This is a genomic window from Stenotrophomonas sp. ISL-67 (assembly GCF_018612915.1).
GTDB lineage: Bacteria > Pseudomonadota > Gammaproteobacteria > Xanthomonadales > Xanthomonadaceae > Stenotrophomonas.
In genome coordinates this window covers 32,615-48,805 of record NZ_JAGGRL010000008.1, presented here as the reverse complement: position 1 = coordinate 48,805, position 16,191 = coordinate 32,615, and the positions used below count along the sequence as shown (strand labels likewise).

Annotated in this window: 17 protein-coding genes; 5 read left to right on the top strand and 12 right to left on the bottom strand. The window is 66.4% G+C overall.

Annotation, left to right across the window (positions count from 1 at the left end):
• Positions 1–103 precede the first annotated feature (103 nt).
• The gene (locus tag J7J08_RS10110) at positions 104–529 is read left to right on the top strand and encodes a hypothetical protein (RefSeq protein ID WP_214904765.1); all 426 of its coding nucleotides are present in this window, start codon (positions 104–106) and stop codon (positions 527–529) included.
• 41 nt (positions 530–570) lie between these two features.
• Here the strand turns inward: J7J08_RS10110 and rlmM are convergent, their stop codons facing one another.
• From rlmM to J7J08_RS10095, 3 genes are read right to left on the bottom strand one after another with little or no spacing between them, the layout of a single operon-like run.
• Complete coding sequence (gene rlmM, locus J7J08_RS10105; RefSeq protein ID WP_214904762.1) at positions 571–1,617, bottom strand: 23S rRNA (cytidine(2498)-2'-O)-methyltransferase RlmM; 1,047 nt, start codon at positions 1,615–1,617, stop codon at positions 571–573.
• Between the two features lie 24 nt (positions 1,618–1,641).
• Positions 1,642–2,202, bottom strand: coding sequence for a nucleoside deaminase (locus tag J7J08_RS10100; protein ID WP_214904759.1), 561 nt, complete (start codon positions 2,200–2,202; stop codon positions 1,642–1,644).
• Between the two features lie 28 nt (positions 2,203–2,230).
• Positions 2,231–3,979, bottom strand: coding sequence for a glutamine--tRNA ligase/YqeY domain fusion protein (locus tag J7J08_RS10095; RefSeq protein ID WP_214904757.1), 1,749 nt, complete (start codon positions 3,977–3,979; stop codon positions 2,231–2,233).
• A gap of 400 nt (positions 3,980–4,379) precedes the next feature.
• On the opposite strand from J7J08_RS10095, the gene J7J08_RS10090 reads away from it, so the two are divergent.
• Positions 4,380–4,646, top strand: coding sequence for a DUF2007 domain-containing protein (locus J7J08_RS10090; protein WP_214904755.1), 267 nt, complete (start codon positions 4,380–4,382; stop codon positions 4,644–4,646).
• 9 nt (positions 4,647–4,655) lie between these two features.
• The gene (gene msrA / locus J7J08_RS10085) at positions 4,656–5,324 is read left to right on the top strand and encodes a peptide-methionine (S)-S-oxide reductase MsrA (RefSeq protein ID WP_214904754.1); all 669 of its coding nucleotides are present in this window, start codon (positions 4,656–4,658) and stop codon (positions 5,322–5,324) included.
• Positions 5,325–5,694: 370 nt separating this feature from the next.
• Here the strand turns inward: msrA and J7J08_RS10080 are convergent, their stop codons facing one another.
• From J7J08_RS10080 to ahpC, 5 genes are all read right to left on the bottom strand, one after another.
• Positions 5,695–6,657 carry a transaldolase gene (locus tag J7J08_RS10080; protein ID WP_214904752.1) on the bottom strand — a complete coding sequence of 321 codons (963 nt, stop codon included), beginning with the start codon at positions 6,655–6,657 and terminating at the stop codon, positions 5,695–5,697.
• Between the two features lie 51 nt (positions 6,658–6,708).
• Complete coding sequence (gene rnk / locus J7J08_RS10075) at positions 6,709–7,113, bottom strand: nucleoside diphosphate kinase regulator (protein ID WP_214904750.1); 405 nt, start codon at positions 7,111–7,113, stop codon at positions 6,709–6,711.
• 136 nt (positions 7,114–7,249) lie between these two features.
• A complete protein-coding gene (gene oxyR, locus J7J08_RS10070; protein ID WP_214904747.1) occupies positions 7,250–8,206 on the bottom strand; it encodes a DNA-binding transcriptional regulator OxyR in 957 nt (318 codons plus the stop codon).
• A gap of 91 nt (positions 8,207–8,297) precedes the next feature.
• Entirely contained in the window at positions 8,298–9,890 is a 1,593-nt protein-coding gene (gene ahpF / locus J7J08_RS10065) for an alkyl hydroperoxide reductase subunit F (RefSeq protein ID WP_214904742.1), read from the bottom strand.
• 153 nt (positions 9,891–10,043) lie between these two features.
• Positions 10,044–10,607, bottom strand: coding sequence for an alkyl hydroperoxide reductase subunit C (gene ahpC / locus J7J08_RS10060; protein ID WP_068849365.1), 564 nt, complete (start codon positions 10,605–10,607; stop codon positions 10,044–10,046).
• Positions 10,608–10,947: 340 nt separating this feature from the next.
• Between ahpC and prmC the strand changes: the two genes are divergently transcribed.
• Complete coding sequence (gene prmC / locus J7J08_RS10055) at positions 10,948–11,805, top strand: peptide chain release factor N(5)-glutamine methyltransferase (protein ID WP_214904739.1); 858 nt, start codon at positions 10,948–10,950, stop codon at positions 11,803–11,805.
• A gap of 34 nt (positions 11,806–11,839) precedes the next feature.
• A complete protein-coding gene (gene pip, locus J7J08_RS10050) occupies positions 11,840–12,784 on the top strand; it encodes a prolyl aminopeptidase (protein WP_214904736.1) in 945 nt (314 codons plus the stop codon).
• Between the two features lie 459 nt (positions 12,785–13,243).
• Here pip and J7J08_RS10045 read toward each other — a convergent pair whose 3' ends face one another.
• From J7J08_RS10045 to J7J08_RS10030, 4 genes are read right to left on the bottom strand one after another with little or no spacing between them, the layout of a single operon-like run.
• A complete protein-coding gene (locus tag J7J08_RS10045; RefSeq protein WP_214904734.1) occupies positions 13,244–14,038 on the bottom strand; it encodes an N-formylglutamate amidohydrolase in 795 nt (264 codons plus the stop codon).
• On the bottom strand, positions 14,031–14,582 hold the full coding sequence (locus J7J08_RS10040; RefSeq protein WP_214904729.1) for an NUDIX hydrolase: 552 nt from the start codon (positions 14,580–14,582) through the stop codon (positions 14,031–14,033). The genes J7J08_RS10045 and J7J08_RS10040 overlap by 8 nt, the downstream gene beginning before the upstream one ends.
• Positions 14,579–15,502 (bottom strand): 5'-3' exonuclease H3TH domain-containing protein, encoded by a 924-nt coding sequence (locus J7J08_RS10035; RefSeq protein WP_214904726.1) that lies wholly within the window; start codon positions 15,500–15,502, stop codon positions 14,579–14,581. Before J7J08_RS10035 ends, J7J08_RS10040 begins: the two co-directional genes overlap by 4 nt.
• The gene (locus J7J08_RS10030; RefSeq protein WP_214904722.1) at positions 15,503–16,078 is read right to left on the bottom strand and encodes a nitroreductase; all 576 of its coding nucleotides are present in this window, start codon (positions 16,076–16,078) and stop codon (positions 15,503–15,505) included.
• Positions 16,079–16,191 lie beyond the last annotated feature (113 nt).

Sequence of the window (16,191 nt, the reverse complement as noted above, 5' to 3'; positions counted from 1 at the left end):
TCTTGAAAGCTGGTGACCTGCGTGTTTCAGCAGACTGAGGGCGTCTGGATGCGCCTCACCCTGATGGGTGCGCCCTCATCGCTCCCTTTCCGCAGGAAGAATCATGAGCATTGCCAAGGTTCTCAATCAGATTTTCCGGCCGGCGTCGTTCAACGCCGACAAGGCCGCGAGCGCGATCGTTGCCCATCCGAAGGCGGCAGCCGAAGGGTTCGGCGGGCTGCTTACGCACATCAACAACAGATGCCATCCGTTCGGCATCGGGTGCCGGGGCCAGGAAGGCTATCGGGCCCAGACGAAGCTCGACCGGTTCGTCCGTGCGGAGGGTAATGCCGCACCCAGCGCAGGCGAAGCGAAGCTGCTGCTGAGCAGCCTCAAATGTCTGGAGCGCGACCTCAAGAGCCAGTTGCGCCCCGCCCAACAGGCTGCTGGAGCACACCCCAGCTGGAACAATGACCGTCTCAATGCGTTGAACAAGGCATTGGAGCTCACCCGCAGCCTGCAGCATTTCCGGGGGCCGCCGGCGGGCTGACGCTTCTCAGGGCAACAACCAGCCCTGCAGCTGGCGGCGGATCATCGCCCGCTCCAGGCCAGTACCGTGATTTCCTCACGGTCGTGGTAAAGCTGCTTGGCGCGCACGGTGAGCGGTCGTCCGGCCTGCGCCTCGAACAGCTCCAGGCACGTCCGGGTTTCGTCCCAACGCTTCTTCATCGGCAGCTTGAGGTTGAAGATCGCGTGCCGGCACCAGCCCTCGCGGAACCAGGTCGCCATGCGTTCAGCCACCCGGCGCGGCTGCTCGACCATGTCGCAGACCATCCAGTCCAGCGGGGTTTCGGGTTGCCAGTGGAAACCATCGGCGCGCAGGTGCTCGACCAGGCCGCTGTCCAGCACGTGCTCGCGCAGTGGTCCGTTGTCCACGCTGATCACGCGCATGTGCTGGCGGGTAAGCACCCAGGTCCAGCCGCCGGGCGCGGCGCCCAGGTCGGCAGAACGCATGCCGGGCTTGACCAGCTGTTCGCGTTCCTCCGGGCTCATCAAGGTCAGCAGGGCTTCGTCCAGCTTCAGGGCCGAGCGCGACGGTGCATCGGGCAGCAGCTTCAGGCGCGGAATGCCAAGCGCCCAGGGCGCGCTGTCGCGGGTGTCGGCCACGCAGACGAACGCGTGGCGGCCGTCGACGAACACGATGTGCAGGCGCGGCAGGCTGGTGTTGGGCTTGTCGGTGAGCAGGCCGGCCTTGCGCAGCGCCGGGCGCAGCGCATTGCCGAACGCGCGGGCCAGCCCGGCCAGCGGCTTGCCTTCGTCCGAATCGGGATGTTCCACCCACATGTCGCCGAAGCGCTGTTGGCCCTCGAGCGCCGCCAGGATCGGGGTGATCCGGTCGGCGGGGTCCAGTTCGCGCAGTTCGGCCAGTACCACCAGCTTCTGGCGGGCGAAGATCAAGGAACGCCAGGGCAGCGCCTTGGACAGCCCGGCGCCTTCGTCAGTGGCGAACAGGACGTAACCGTCATTGCGCTGGGTGCGCGCATAGCCGGCGATGTTCGCGTACGCGGCTCGTTCGGACAGCTCACCGGCCAGTTCCGGTTCGAAGCCCTGGCGGCACAGGCACAGCAGGCCGCTCATCGAATCACGCCGGCGGCGTGGGAATCAGTAATGCGCACCGTTGATCTCTCCGTATTGGCGCAGGACCGCGCGCGCGGCGTCGCGCTCGATGTCGCGCACGACCTCGATGCCTCGCTTGTTGAGTTCGCCAACCCAGTCGGCCGGAAGCGGGCCTTCATCGAACGGGGTCAGTTCCTCCACATCCTGCGCGCTGGCGCCGATCAGCAGGCGGTCGATGCCGGCCCAGATGGTGGCGCCGTAGCACTGGCAGCACGGCTGCGACGAGGTGGCCAGGGTGACCGGCGACAGCACGTCATTCAGGCGCGGGGTCTGCAGGCGCTGCTGGGCCAGCATGTAGGCCATGTTCTCGGCATGCGCCAGCGAGGTGCTGTGCGGCACCACGCGGTTCACGCCGGCGGCGATGACGCGGTCGTCCGGCCCGAACACCACGGCGCCGAAGGGGCCACCCGTCTCCGCCTCGACATTCAGGCGCGACAGTTCAATGGCCAGCGCGACCTTGGCCGTATCGCCGGGCCAGGCACGGGCCAGGTCGATCTGGTCGTGGATCCAGGCGGGCAGGGTGAGGTGGACTTGCGCGTACAGCATGGGACAGGCCTTTCGAATGCGGTGGGGCTTACGCCGACCAGGTATCGCGCAGGGTGACGCTGCGGTTGAAGACGGGTGCGGCGGCGGTGTGGTCGCGGCGGTCGGCGACGAAGTAGCCGGTGCGCTCGAACTGGAACGACTGTTCGGGCGCGGCGGTGGCGGCGGCCGGTTCCACATAGCCGGTGACAGTGCGGCGCGATTCCGGGTTCAGGTAGTCGCGGTAGGTCTTGCCTTCGGATTCGTCGTCGGGGTTCGGTACCGAGAACAGGCGGTCGTACAGGCGGATTTCGGCCGGCACGGCGTGCACGGCGCTGACCCAGTGGATGGTGCCCTTGATCTTGCGGTTGGCGCCTTCCATGCCGGGGCGCGATTCGGGATCCAGCCAGCCGCGCAGTTCGGTGATGGTGCCGTCGGCATCCTTGACCACCTCATCGCAGCGGATGATGCCGGCGCCGCGCAGGCGCACTTCGCCACCGGGGACCAGGCGCTTCCAGCCCTTGGGAGGCACTTCGGCGAAGTCGTCGCGTTCGATCCACAGTTCGCGCGCGAACGGCACCTCGCGGGTTCCGAAGGCTTCGTCCTTGGGGTGATTGGAGAAGGTCAGCGTTTCGGCGTGGCCCTCGGGCAGGTTGGTCAGCACCAGTTTGACCGGATCGACCACGGCCATGCGGCGTGCGGCGGCGCTGTCGAGGTCTTCGCGCAGCGCGCCTTCCAGTACGCTGAAATCGATCACCGAATTCTGCTTGCTGATGCCCACCCGTTCGGCGAACAGGCGCATCGCCGCCGGGGTGTAGCCGCGACGACGCAGGCCCTGCAGGGTCGGCATGCGCGGGTCTTCCCAGCCATCGACCAGCTGTTCGGTGACCAGCGCCATCAGCTTGCGCTTGCTCATCACGGTGTAGTTGATGTTCAGGCGCGAAAACTCGATCTGGCGCGGCTTGGCGGCCTCACGCGGCAGGCCGCGTTCGACCAGCGGTGCGGTCAGCGCATCGTCATGGGCGAAATCGACGTTGTCCACGCACCAGTCGTACAGCGGGCGGTGGTCTTCGAATTCCAGCGTGCACAGCGAGTGGGTGATGCCTTCGATGGAATCGCCCAACGCATGCGCGAAGTCGTACATCGGGTAGATCGGCCACGCGTTGCCGGTGTTCTGGTGCTCGACGTGCTTGATGCGGTAAAGCGTCGGATCGCGCAGGTTGATGTTGCCGCTGGCCATGTCGATCCTGGCGCGCACGGTGCGCGCGCCATCGGGGAACTCACCGGCGCGCATGCGGCGGAACAGGTCCAGGCTCTCTTCCACGCTGCGATCGCGCCAGGGCGACGGGCGGCCGGGTTCGGTCAGGGTGCCGCGGTAGGCGCGCACTTCCTCGGCCGACAGGTCGCAGACATAGGCCTTGCCATCGCCGATCAGCTTTTCGGCGGCCAGGTAGTAGGCGTCGAAGTAATCCGAGGCATGCCGCAGCTCGTTCCAGGTGAAGCCCAGCCAGCGCACGTCGTCCTGGATCGCGGCCACGTACTCGGGGTCTTCCTTGGCCGGGTTGGTGTCGTCGAAACGCAGGTTGCACACACCGCCGAACTCACCGGCAATGCCGAAATTCAGGCAGATCGACTTGGCATGGCCGATATGCAGGTAACCATTGGGCTCGGGCGGGAAGCGCGTCTTGATCGCGGCATGCTTGCCGGCGGCCAGGTCCTCGCGGACGATCTGACGGATGAAATCCCGCTTTTCGTGGGTTTCCGGAAGGGCGTCGGTGGGGGCGGCAGTAGGCTCGGACATGATGCGCAGGCAGAAGGCAGAAAGATCGCCAGTCTAACGCGTCCCCATGGGACGCGTTAGACGGTAGCCCCGGCCGTTGGCCGGGGTACGCGCCATCGCATGCGCGCTGCCGCCCCACGGTTGGCTGCGCAAACCGTGGGCCCCACTTACCATCACCCATACCCCCGCCGCTTCGCGGCCGCCCCCTGACTCAGGGGGGGCGCGCCATCGCATGCGCGCTGCCGCCCCACAGTTGCTTCGCAAACCGTGGGCCCCACTTATCAGCACCCAGACCCCCGCCGCTTCGCGGCCGCCCCCTGACTCAGGGGGCTACCCTCCAGATCCATCCCGGTTACATCCTGGCCGGTCGTGTTCATGCCTGCGGCGTATGCTGGCCCCAACTTTGCCCGGAGCCCCACCCATGCACGTGATCTACCAGGCCGACAACCTGTTCGACGCCCATCTGGTCAAGCACGCGCTGGAGGCGGCGGGAATTCCCGCCTTCGTGTTCGGCGAGTCTCTGCTGGGCGGGATGGGTGAGCTGCCGCTGTTCGGGGTGCTGCGGGTGTGCGTACCGGACCTGGCCAAGCCGGAGGCGGAACAGATCGTGGCCGGGCTGGACTTGGGCGGCCCCCAGGATGACCCCATATCAGACGGTGACGAAAGCGCCGGTCTGTTGCCGGCCTAGGAGAGCGCCATGTTGGGGATTGCCAAGGGTTTGAGCATCGGGGCGTTCAAGCAGCGCCTGCCGCGCCCGGACGAGGCGCTGCCCGGCCGCGAGCACGCGCTGCCGCTGCATAACCAGCACTACGTGAACAGCCACCCGCTCAAGGACGGTTTTGCCGGCCTGGAGCGCATCCGCTTCGCCATGGGTTGCTTCTGGGGCGCCGAGCGCATGTTCTGGACCTTGCCGGGGGTGTATTCGACGTCGGTCGGCTATGCCGGCGGGGTGACCCCGAACCCGACCTACGAGGAAGTCTGCTCGGGCCTGACCGGGCACACCGAGATCGTGGAGGTGGTATACGACCCGGCCATCATCAGCCTGCCCGAGCTGCTGCAGGTGTTCTGGGAGAACCACGACCCGACCCAGGGCATGCGCCAGGGCAACGACACCGGCACCCAGTACCGTTCGGCAATCCACGCCACTTCCCAGGTGCAGTTCGATGCGGCGCTGGCCAGTCGTGATGCCTACCAGCAGCGGCTGTCTGAGAAGGGCTACGGTCCCATCACCACGGACATTGAATTCCCGGCGCCCGAGTACTACTACGCCGAGGACTACCACCAGCAGTACCTGGCCAAGAACCCGAACGGCTACTGCGGCATCGGCGGCACCGGTGTGAGCTGCCCGATCGGGGTTGGCGCGTAAACCATCGGATTGCGGGCCCGTAGAGCCGGGCTCTGCCCGGCTGCTTTACGCATCCGGGCGAACAGCCGGTGGCCATCGCACGGTCTGAGCTGGGCCGGCGCGTGCGGGTTTGCGGGACACGCCGTGAATCCGTCCATGGAGGCTTGTAGAAAACATCCATGTTTTCTACAGTCCCGCAAACCCGCCCCCGCCGACCCTCGACGGTGGTTCGGTGGCCACGGAAGATCAACGGCAGCGCTGATCGCTTTCCTGCGGCGGCCGCCCAGCTCGGATCAATCGAGACGCTGCTGTCAGCGGAATCTCGAAAAACAAACGGGACGGATGCAATCACTGCATCCGTCCCGCTTATGCACTCTTACTTTTGGACAGCTTACAAACGTTCGCGAATCGTCTGCCGCAACGCTTCCAGATCCTTGGCGAACGCATCGATACCGGCGGCCAGCTTCTCGGCGGCCATCGGGTCGGCGGCCAGATCGGTGGCAAATTTCGCTGCGTCGATCGGGGTGACGTTGACCGCTTCGGCGGCACCCGCCACCAGCTTGCGCGGCAGTTCGCCGTGGTCGGCATCCAGCTTTTCCAGCAGGTCCGGCGAGATGGTCAGGCGGTCGCAGCCGGCCAGCGCTTCGATCTGCGCCGTGGAGCGGAACGAAGCGCCCATCACCACCGTCGCCGAACCGCGGCGCTTGAACTCGGCGTACACCCCGCGCACGAACACCACGCCCGGGTCGGCATCGATGGTGGCCGGGGCCTGGCCGTTGGCCACGTACCAGTCCAGGATCCGGCCGACGAACGGCGAGATCAGGAACGCGCCAGCCTCGCTGCAGGCCAGCGCCTGGCTCGGGTTGAAGATCAGCGTCAGGTTGCAGTCGATGCCTTCGGCCTGCAGCTGGCGCGCCGCTTCCACGCCTTCCCAGGTGGCCGCGATCTTGATCAGCACCTTGCTGCGCGGTACGCCGGCCGCTTCGTACATCGCAATGAACTGGCGCGCCTTGGCCACGGTTGCCGCCGTGTCGTGGGCCAGGTCGGCATCGACCTCGGTCGAAACGCGGCCCGGCACCAGCGTGCTCAGCAGCGTGCCCACGCCCACGGTCAGGCGGTCGGCGACGGCATGCACGATGGTCTCGCGCTCGCCCGCCTGCGTGCGGCCCCAGGCTAGTTCGCGCTCGATCAGCTCGGCATAGACCGGCAGGTCCAGCGCCTTCTTCACCAGCGTGGGATTGGTCGTGCAGTCGACCGGCTTCAGCCGCTTGATCGCCTCGTAATCGCCGGTATCGGCGACGACCACGGACAGTTCGCGCAGCTGCGAAAGTTTGGACGGGGTTGCGGTGCTCATTGCGGCTCCTGGAACGTTACCTGGGCCCTGCGTGGCGCGTGGCAGGGACGATCAATTCTTGGGGTTGTGGACGGCAGTCACCCGCAGGCGCAGTTTGCGGCCGCCAGGTGCATCCCAGTCCATGGACTGGCCAACGGCCAGGCCCAACAGTGCGGTGCCCACCGGTGCGAGGATGGAGACCTTGCCCTGGTCGACATCGGCTTCGCGCGGGTAGACCAGCGTCAGTTCGTGCTTGTCGCCGTGCACTTCATCTTCGCATTCCACACGCGAATGCATCATCACGACGCCATCGGGCATCTGTTCCGGCGCCACGACGGTCGCGCGGTTCAATTCCTCGGCCAGTGCCAGCGCTGCGGGCGTCTTGGCAACGGCGGGCGATTCGAGCATGGCCTCCAGTCGGTCCATGTCGTGGCTGGAAACGGTGATGGAAGGCGGCAGGCCGCTGGCGGTGGACATCTGAAACTCCTTGGTTATGGAAGACCCATGCAAAAGGCGGCGCCTGCTGGCACCGCCTTGTTCTATTGTGCTGCCTATCAGCGGCGGATGCGACCCGGACCCGGGTCGCCCCGGCACGGCCGGTTCAGCGTGATCGTCAGACCCGTGGCTGGATCGGGCGCGGGCGGTCGGCCGCCGCGTCGCCGGTGTCCAACGTGAACAGCGCTTCCGGCAGCCGCTTGAACTGCTCGGCCAGCTGCTCCAGGAAGCCGGTCATGGCCGAGCTGCGCCGCCAGGCCATTGCGATGCGCCGGCTGGGGCGGTCATCGCCCTCGAAATCAAGCAGGCGGATGTTGTCCGAGCGCGGCACCGGTGGCTTGACCGACAGGGTAGGCAGCAGGGTGATGCCTACGTCGGCCGCGACCATCTGTCGCAGCGTCTCCAGGCTGGTGGCGCGGAACTCGGATTTCTCGTTGGCGCCGAACAGCCGGCACACCGCCAGCGCCTGGTCGCGCAGGCAGTGCCCGTCTTCGAGCAGCAGCAGCTTCTGCGAGGACAGCTCCTGTACGTCCAGGTGGAGGCGTCGCGCCAGCGGATGCTGGCCGGAGACGGCGAGCAGGAACGGTTCCTCGAACAGGAACTCGGCATGCAGCTGGTCGTCGTCCAGCGGCAGGGCCAACAGCGCCGCGTCCAGCCGGCCGTCGCGCAGGCGGTTCAGCAGCTCATCGCTTTTTTCCTCGACCAGCAGCAGTTCCAGTTGCGGAAACCGGCTGCGGATATTGGGGATGACATGCGGCAGCAGGTACGGGCCCAGCGTAGGGAAGATGCCCAGCCGTACCGTTCCCGCTTCCGGGTCGCGGCTACGTCGTGCCGCCTCTTTCAGTTGTTCGATCTCGCCCACGATGGTGCGTGCGCGCGCGGCCGCTTCCAACCCGGCCGGGGTCAGCATCACTTTGCGCGGGGAGCGTTCCACCAGCGGCAGGCCCAGCTCATCCTCGAGCTTGCGGATCTGGGTCGACAGCGTGGGCTGGCTGACGAAGCAGGACGCCGCCGCTCGACCAAAGTGGCGATGGTCAGCCAGCGCCACCAGATATTTCAGATCACGTAGGTTCATTTCCTTGTACCTCTAGACGGTAATGGACCGGGTGATGGCGTGGTTTACCCAGCAGGTAAAAAGGTTCCCCGCAAGCGGGGAACCGGACGTTTCAGGCAGCTTCGGCGACAGCGCCGCTGCTCTTGGGAACGGTAGTTCGGATCAAATGGTCAAAAGCGCTCAGTGCGGCCGTCGAGCCGGCACCCATGGCGATGATGATCTGCTTGTAGGGTACGGTTGTGCAATCTCCTGCGGCGAACACGCCCGGAACACTGGTCTGGCCGCGGTCGTCAATGACCACTTCGCCGCGCGGCGACAGTGCCACCGAGTCCTTCAGCCACTCCGTATTGGGCAGCAGCCCGATCTGCACGAAGATGCCTTCCAGCTCCACACGGTGGGCATCGCCACCGATGCGGTCCTTGTACACCAGGCCGTTCACCTTCTGCCCGTCGCCCAGTACTTCCTGGGTGAGCGCGCTGGTGATGATGGTGACGTTGCCCAGGCTGCGCAGCTTCTTCTGCAGTACCTCATCGGCGCGGAGTTTGTCATCGAATTCAAAAAGGGTCACATGCGTCACGATGCCGGCCAGATCGATCGCTGCCTCGACCCCGGAGTTGCCGCCGCCGATCACCGCCACGTGCTTGCCCTTGAACAACGGGCCGTCGCAGTGCGGGCAGTAGGCCACGCCCTTGTTGCGGTACTGGTCTTCGCCGGGCACGTTCATCTGGCGCCAGCGCGCACCGGTGGACAGGATCACCGTACGCGACTTCAGCGACGCGCCGTTCTCCAGCGTGATTTCCACCAGGCCATCGTCGCCGGCCGGCACCAGGCCGCTGGCGCGCTGCAGGTTCATGATGTCCACGTCGTACTCGCGCACATGCTGTTCCAGCGCCGTGGCCAGCTTCGGACCTTCGGTTTCCTTGACCGAGATGAAGTTCTCGATCGCCATGGTGTCCAGCACCTGGCCACCGAAACGCTCGGCGGCCACGCCGGTGCGGATGCCCTTGCGCGCGGCATAGATCGCCGCGGCGGCACCGGCCGGGCCACCGCCGATCACCAGCACGTCGTATGGCGCCTTCGCCGCGATCTTCGCTGCATCGCGCTTGGCCGAACCGGTGTCCAGCTTGGCCACGATCTGCTCCAGGCTCATGCGGCCCTGGTCGAACACTTCGCCGTTGAGGTACACGGTGGGCACGGACATGATCTGGCGCGCTTCGACCTCGGCCGGGAACAGCCCGCCGTCGATCGCCACGTGCTGGATGCGCGGGTTCAGCACCGCCGCCAGGTTCAGCGCCTGGACCACGTCCGGGCAGTTCTGGCACGACAGCGAGAAGTAGGTTTCAAACCTGTAGTCGCCTTCAAGCCCCTGCACCTGTTCGATCACGTCGGCCGCCGCCTTGGACGGGTGGCCACCCACCTGCAGCAGGGCCAGCACCAGCGAGGTGAATTCGTGGCCCATCGGCAGGCCGGCGAAGGCCAGGTGGATGTCCTGGCCCGGGGTGGTCAGCGCGAAGGAGGGGGTGCGCTCGGCGCCGTCGCGGCGCACGTCCAGCGTGATCTGGCTGGACAGGCTGACCAGGGTCTCGAGCAGTTCCAGCATTTCCTGCGACTTGGCGCCGTCATCGGCGTGCGCGGTGATCTGGATCGGCCGGGTGACGCGTTCCAGATAGGTCTTCAGCTGGGACTGGAGGTTGGCATCCAACATCGAAAAACTCCTTGATTCAGGCAAAGGAACTGCGTCGACGTACCGCTACGGTACATCTGGGCGGCATGGGGGTGAACCGAAGCGGGCGCGGGCGCACCGGCTTGGGTTCACCCCCACTCCCGTCAAAACGGGAATGGGGGTGAGGCGTTGCGGTTAGATCTTGCCGACCAGGTCCAGCGACGGGGTCAGGGTCTTCTCGCCTTCCTTCCACTTGGCCGGGCACACCTGGTTCGGGTTGGCGGCGGTGAACTGGGCAGCCTTCAGCTTGCGCAGGGTCTCGGAGACGTCGCGGGCGATCTCGTTGGAGTGGATCTCCAGGGTCTTGATCACGCCTTCCGGATTGATGATGAAGGTGCCGCGCAGGGCCAGGCCTTCCTCGGCAATGTGCACACCGAAGGCGTTGGTCAGCTGGTGGGTCGGGTCGCCGACCAGCGGGAACTGGGCCTTGCCGACGGCCGGCGAGGTTTCGTGCCACACCTTGTGCGAGAAGTGGGTGTCGGTGGTGACGATGTACACCTCGGCACCGGCCTTCTGGAACTCGGCGTAATGATCGGCGGCGTCTTCAATCTCGGTCGGGCAGTTGAAGGTGAATGCGGCCGGCATGAAGATCAGTACCGACCACTGGCCCTTCAGGGTGCTGTCGGAAACCTTGATGAACTCGCCATTCTGGTAAGCATTGGCTTCGAACGGCTTGATCTGGGTGTTGATGAGCGACATCGATATTCCTCGTGGTGAAGGGGATGGGTGAAGCAGCCAACACAGAGTACCGGCTCGCTTTCGATAAGGACAATGCATTGATTTCATCTATACGATAGATACAGTCTATCGAAAGGGCCTGATCCGGGAGTGAACGGGAGGCGCTATTCATCCGTAGCTGATTGTCTGCAAAGGGTTTTCATGGATTTCGCGGTCACCACGCTGATAGCCGCTGCTTATCCGGTTGGCCCAGACCCTGAACAGCCTTTTAGCGCCGACAGGCCACTGCGGCATCCGGTCGCGGGCACGGCCTGTGCCGCCATTGGCCTACACTGCGCCCCCACCGTCGCCCAGGCCCGCCATGAACGCCGCCCCGCAGGAGATCCGCCAGCTGCTTGCCGCCGCGGCCCGCGAGCTGCCCGGGGTGGAAGGCCGGCACGAGGCCGAACTGCTGCTGCTGCATGTGCTGGGGCGCGAGCGCGGCTGGCTGTTCGCACATGCCACTGATCCGCTCGAACCGGCCACGGCGGAGGCGTTTGCGGCCCTGCTGCAGCGTCGCATCGCCGGTGAGCCGGTGGCCTACCTGCTCGGCCGCCGCGGCTTCTGGACCCTGGACCTGGCCGTCAGCCCCGCCACGTTGATTCCCCGCCCGGAAACCGAGCGGCTGGTCGAGCTGGCGCTGGGGCGCATGCCGGAAGGCGTGCCGCTGCGGATTGCCGACCTGGGCACCGGCAGCGGCGCCATTGCGCTGGCCCTGGCCAGTGAACGCCCGCTGGCGCAGATAGTGGCCACGGACATGAGTGGGGACGCGATCGCCGTCGCTGCCGGCAACGCCCGCCAGCATGGGCTGGCCAATGTCGGGTTCCGGCAGGGGTCCTGGCACGCGCCGCTGGCTGGCGAGCGTTTCGACCTGATCGCGAGCAATCCGCCCTACATCGCCAGCGACGACCCGCACCTGGCACAGGGCGACCTGCGCTTCGAGCCGCCCACTGCGCTGGCCTCCGGTCAGGACGGGCTGGACGACATCCGCCTGATCATTGCCGGTGCGCCTGCGCACCTGCAGCCGGGCGGTTGGCTGCTGATCGAACATGGCTGGGACCAGGGCGAGCCGATCCGCGCGCTGCTGGAGGGCACGGGATTCATGGATGTGGAGACGGCGCAGGACCTGGAACAGCGTGACCGGGTGAGCCTGGGCCGGTGGCCTGCCACGCAACGGTAGAATGAGCGACCGCCATTCCAATGGAGCTCCGTCCATGCGCACGCTGTACCCGGCCATCACCCCTTACGACGTTGGCACCCTGAAAGTCGACGACCGCCACACGTTGTATTTCGAACAGTGCGGCAACCCGCAGGGCAAGCCGGTGGTGATGCTGCACGGCGGTCCCGGTGGCGGCTGCAGCGACAAGATGCGCCAGTTCCACGACCCGGCAAAGTACCGCATCATCCTGTTCGACCAGCGTGGTGCAGGCCGTTCGACCCCACACGCCGACCTGGTGGACAACACCACCTGGGACCTGGTGGCCGATATCGAGAAGCTGCGCGAGCACCTGCAGGTGGAGCGCTGGCAGGTGTTCGGTGGCAGCTGGGGCTCGACCCTGGCGCTGGCCTACGCCCAGACCCACCCACGTCAGGTGACCGAGCTGGTGCTGCGCGGCATCTTCATGCTGCGCCGCTGGGAGCTGGAGTGGTTCTACCAGGAAGGCGCCAACCGTCTGTTCCCGGATGCGTGGGAACACTACCTGGCGCCGATCCCGGCGGTGGAACGCCATGACCTGATCTCCGCCTTCCACCGCCGCCTGACCAGCGACGATGAAGCCACCCGGCTGGCCGCGGCCAGGGCGTGGAGCGTGTGGGAAGGGGCGACCAGCTTCCTGCATGTAGATGCCGACTTCGTGAACAGCCATGAAGACCCGCGCTTCGCGCTGGCGTTCGCGCGCATCGAGAACCACTATTTCGTCAACGGCGGCTTCTTCGAGGTCGAAGAGCAGCTGCTGCGCGACGCACACAAGATCGCCGACATCCCTGGCGTGATCGTGCACGGGCGCTACGACGTGGTGTGCCCGCTGCAGAATGCGTGGGAGCTGCACAAGGCATGGCCGAAATCGACGTTGGAAATCAGCCCGGCGTCGGGCCATTCGGCGTTTGAAGCGGAGAACATCGACGCGCTGGTGCGTGCTACGGATCGCTTCGCCGGTTGATCGCTGCCCGGCTGCTTTCTGCATTCCGGCGAACAGCCGTTGGCTGATGCATCGCGCGCTGAGGGCCGGCGGCTGCAGGGATACGGGGGGGCGCCGTGAATCCTTCCATGGAGGCTCTTACGAAACATCCATGTTTCGTAAAGCCCCCCGTACCCCTACACCCGCCGTCCCTCCGACAGAACGTCGGTGGCCAGAGACAATAAACGGCAACGGCAATGGCAACGCGTAGAGTCACGCCCTGCGTGGCTGCTCTTTCCCACCGCATCGCGACCATGTATGGGGGCGGCCGCCGGGTAGCCCCCGGAGAGACGCTAGAAAACATGGATGTATTCTAGCAGCCCCCATGGATGGGTTCACGGCGTGTCTCGGAGCGGGGCTGCCCGGCGGCCGCCCCTGCACGTAAGAATTGAAACGCTGCAGTTGGCGCAGAACTCAGGAGCAGCCAGCCAGAGCCAGAAGCTACGCGCGCAGCAACTTGGATTCGAGCGCACCAAACACCCGCGCCAACCGCGCTGCCCAGGCAAACTGCCCTGCAGCATCGGCAATCAGGTCCTGGCGGATTTCCAGCTCCACATGCAGCAGCCCACGGCCTTCGCCATGCACCGGCACCGCGTAATCGCTGGTGCTGCTGACCGAATAGGGTTCGTTGTCGCCCACCACCAGGTCGCCCTCATCGCGCAGTGCCTGCAGCAACGCATGGGCGAAGCGCGTGTCGCGGTGGTACAGCACGCCGGCGTGCCACGGGCGCGCCACGCCGTTCATCACTGGGGTGAAGCTGTGCATCATCACCAGCAGGGTCGGGCGCGTGGCGTCGGCGCGGGCCGCCAGCTCCGTGTCGATGCGTGCGTGGTACGGTACATGGATCGCATCGATGCGCTGCTGTCGCTGGACGTCGGATATCCCCGCATTGCCCGGCACTACGGTGCCGTCGCTGGTCTCGGGAATCAGCGTCGGCGAGGACAGCGGCCGGTTGCAGTCGATCAGCAGGCGCGAATAGGTCTGCTCGATTGCCCAGGCGTCCAGCCGCGCCGCCAGCGCCCGCGTAACCCCGGCAATGCCGATGTCCCAGCCGATATGCCGGTCCAGCTCCGCCTGCGGCAGGCCCAGACCGTCCAGTGCCCGGGGCACCTGCTGGCCGGCATGGTCGGCCAGCAGCACATAGGCAGACGTGCCGTGCGCCCGGTGAACGGTGTAGATGTCCGGATCATCGCCGCCAAGCAGCGCCGACAATGCCTGCGTGCCCGAATCAGCCACGTGCGGTGCCATCCAGGTGGTGTTCGATCATCCACAGGCCGGCCCACAGCTTGGCATCCAGCTCGTAGCCCTGGGCCATCTTCTCCACCAGCCACGCCGCCGCGCGGGCGCGCGGAACTTCATGCACGGTAATGTCCTCGCTGGCGTCGCCGCCGCCAGCGCCCACCTTGCGCAGGCCGGTGGCGCGCACGAAGGCGATCTTCTCGCTGCTGGCGCCGGAGGAGGTCGGCCCGATCATCAACACGTCGGCATGGTCGGCAGTCCAGCCGGTTTCTTCTTCGAGCTCGCGTACCGCGGAAACTTCGATCGATTCGTCGGCGTCGATGTCGCCGACCAGGCCGGCCGGCATCTCGATCGTATGGGCCTGCAGCGGTACCCGGAACTGCTCGACGAACAGCACATTGTCGTCGGGAGTGACGGCGATGATGATCGCGGCCAGGCCGCCGGCGTGGGTGCGTTCGCTGTACTCCCACGTGCCGCGCACGACCATGCGCTGGTACTTGCCTTCATAGACGACCTTCGGGGCTTGCGTGTTGGGACTCATGCGAACTCGCTGGCGGGAGGGGAAATGTCGGGAATACCGGCGGCGCTGAACAACCGGCGCCGGGTCAGCGGGCCAAACCGCAGCGCTTCGCACAGGCCCTGCAGCATCTGTGGGTCGGCGCCGGAACGGCTGAAGTCGGCCTGGGCCGCACCCAGCGGTGCATCCAGCGCGATCGTGGTCAGTTGTCGCCACAGCAGGGCGTGTTCGCGCTGTTCGCGCAGGCGCACCGCCATCTGGGCCGCGCCGCGCAGGCGCAGGAACGGTACTTCATCCAGCCGCTCGTACAATGTGTCCAGGCTGCCGAAATGGGCCAGCAGCACGGCCGCCGATTTGGCGCCGACACCGGTGACACCGGGGATGTTGTCGACCGCATCGCCGCACAGCGCCAGGTAATCGGCGATCTGGTGTGCATGCACGCCGTGGCGGGCCTTGACCCCGGTCATGCCCCAGCGCTGGTTGCGGGCGTAATCCCATTGCTCGTCATGCTCGAACAACAGCTGCGACAGGTCCTTGTCGGCCGACACGATCACCCCGCGCATGCCGGCCGGGCGGCGCGCGTGCAGCGCGCTGCCGATCAGGTCATCGGCCTCATACTCATGGTGGGCCAGCACGGCCAGGCCCAACGCGCTGCACAGCGCCTTGCAGTGCGCGAACTGACGCCGCAGTACTTCTGGGGCCGGGTCGCGGTTGGCTTTGTAGGCCGTGTACAAGGTGTGCCGGAAGCAGCTGTCCAGGGCTTCGTCGAAGGCAATGGCAATGTGCTGCGGGCGTTCGCGCTCGAGCAGGTCGAGCAGGAAGCGGGCAAACCCATGCACTGCATTGGTCGGCCAGCCCTGCTGGTCCTGGAATTCGTCGGGCATCGAATGCCAGGCCCGGAACACGTACAGGCTGGCATCGACCAGGTAGAGGGGCGTGTGCACTCAGCCCACCCAGTCCTGCAGCAGCGCGGCCGGATCCGGGCGCTCGCGTTCGGGCACGGCGGTCATGGCAGTGCCGATATGGATGAAACCGGCAATGCGCTCATGCCCGGCCAGGCCCAGGTGCGCGTGCACGGCGGGGTCGAAGGCCATCCAGGCGGTCAACCACTGCGCACCGAAACCCAGCGCCTGCGCGGCCTGCAGCAGGGCGAAGCAGACGCAGCCGGCGGTCATCAGCTGCTCCTGTTCGGGCACCTTCGGGCTCGGCGTGGGCGCGGCGATGACGGTGATGATCAGCGGGGCGTGCGAAAAGCGCAGGCGGTCTTTTTCCACCTGTGCATCGGAGGCGGTGGGGTCGCGCTCGCGGCTGCGCCGGGCCAGGAATTCGCCCAGCTCAAGGCGGGCATCGCCGGCAATACGCAGGAAACGGTACGGCACCCGCTTGCCGTGGTCGGGCACGCGCACGGCCGACACCAGCATTCGCTGCAGGGTGGCCGGGTCCGGTCCGGGCGCGCCCAGTTGCAGGGCGGGAACCGAACGGCGGGCGTCCAGGGCTTGCAGCGCAGGGGAGTCGAGCATGGGATCTCAGTCAGGCGTCTCGGTACGCCAAGTATAGGCGGGGCAGTTTGTGACACGGCGTGGGGCGATCTCCGGCCCATTTGCGACAAACCGCGATGAACAGCACCTTATTA